The sequence below is a fragment of the Arthrobacter agilis genome (assembly GCF_002953615.1).
In the GTDB taxonomy this organism is placed as follows: Bacteria; Actinomycetota; Actinomycetes; order Actinomycetales; family Micrococcaceae; genus Arthrobacter_D; species Arthrobacter_D agilis_B.
Window position 1 is genome coordinate 3469261 of record NZ_CP024915.1, and the last position, 2046, is coordinate 3471306.

Consider the following 2046-nt stretch of genomic DNA (forward strand, 5'->3'; position numbering starts at 1 on the left):
CAAAGAAACAACAACAAGAGCCAACCCACCACAAATAAAGGGTAAATCCGCTACCGCTCAAGAGCGCACGAACCCACCACATGATTTGAAGGGGATGGTCACCCTCACCGGGGCAACTCATAGAACATTACACGCCGACCACTGCTGCCGCAAACCGGAACGGCGTCGTCTGCGTCACGTCCTACTCCGGGCCCGCCGGCAGGTGTCGGTGGGATCAGCCCACCAACTGACGCCGTTCGGGTGGCTTGGTCGCTGCGCGGAGAGCCGGCGCGGAGGTACTGCCTGTCCCTTCGACGGGTGCTGCAGAACCTGGAGTCGGTGCCGGACGTGGATCTCTACGTGAGGCTCGCGTGATCCGCCCGATCATCAGTGTGTCCACCGGGCAGAGCCAGGCCAGGAGACGATGCCGCCGGCGATCGCCACCCCTGCAGGGGTTACCGCGAAGGGGCAGTTGTGGGATATCCGCGACGCCAGTAGTCATCTCGGTGATGCGATTCTGGGATCGGTCATACGGTCACTGGGCTCCTCATCTTGGTTCGCAGTTCGAACCGGGCGTTAGAGCCGAAGGAGCAGCGTAGTCATGCCTGAGCTCGGATCAGTCCGACACCGTCCACGGCACCACGCCGCATTCCGTCCGGTGATGGGATCCATTCTGTGAGGGACCCGGCACCCGGTTCACCCGGTTCGCGCGAACAGGGCCGTAGTGCCGGGACCGTAGTGCCAAGGCCAGCGCTACAGCGACACGGGCGACACAGCGACATCACGGCATCACGGCATCACGGCATCACGGCATCACGGCATCACGGCATCACGGCATCACGGCATCACGGCATCACGGCATCACGGCATCACGGCATCATCGTGGTAGGTATCTCTGGACGTGCACTTGCCGAAGGCTCGAGCAACCCCACATACGAATGCGACCAGCCCTAAGCGGGGGGTGTGGCCGGAGTGGCGGCTATCCACTTACGCCCCTGATATCGATCCACGGACCTTCCGACCACGCCCATCGGCTCTGCGTCAGGACGTCAATGGTTGCTACCGCCAGTCTTGGGAGCCCATGAGACGCGAGTGCGCGCAACTGAGCATCACGGTCGGAACCTGGAATAAGCAACAAAGGCGGTGCCATTGGGTATTGCCGTCGCGCATCCAGGACTACCTTTTCAAGGAACCTCGAGCAGTAACAGGCGCACGCGGTAACGGGCGCACAGCTGCGATCAGCCACCACCCTCCCCGTCCCCCGCGCCACCAGCTGGCCCTCAAATGGTCCGACCGAACCGACCGGACCGGCTGCCCGTTCCTCGTCATGCGTTGCGCAGGACACTTGGATGAACCGGGATACTGTCTGCAGCGCGAAGACCGACGCCGATTTTTCGAGCTCCCCTTCTTGGCCACCTGAACTGCCAGCGAGGTCGTGTCGTTCAGCGATCACCTCCACCGGCAATCGCCGGGAGGTGCAGTACGCCTACGAACAGGAGGTGCAGTACGCCCTCGGACACGAGGTGCAGTACGCCTTGGACATCGAGGATGGACAGCGTCCCGTACTGATCCCATCCGCCCCACGACGTCGCAGCTCTCGCGGTAGGGGCGCGTGCCTTTGGGTCGCTATGAGAACCGTTGTGTCCCTGAGGTTGTGGACGACGCTCCGGCACCGGCGGTGGTGGCCTGAGTGTATGCGTCATGAGCTCTGCATGTCCCGGGCAGGCGCAGGGTCAGGTCGACATGATTGCATGTCCTGTGCACGGCCCGGTCGGCCCGCCATGGCCGGGATGTTTGGTGCTGTGGGGTCTGATGACCGCGTGGTGTCGTGGCCGGCGTCCTGGCCAGCATCTCCGGTATCGCACAGACCGGCCCAGCAGGGGTGGCCTGTGTCTCCGCACGGTGGGGGTGCTCCGCTGCCCGGTATCGCTGCCCGATGTCAGTCGCTTGTGTCGCTGCCCGGCACGAGGGGCTCATGTCTCCCGGGGTGGCCATGGCATCAGGGCGGTTGTCCGGCATCGGTAGCCGGCGCCATCGGGGTGTGGATCGGCTGGTGGGGTTGGGGTG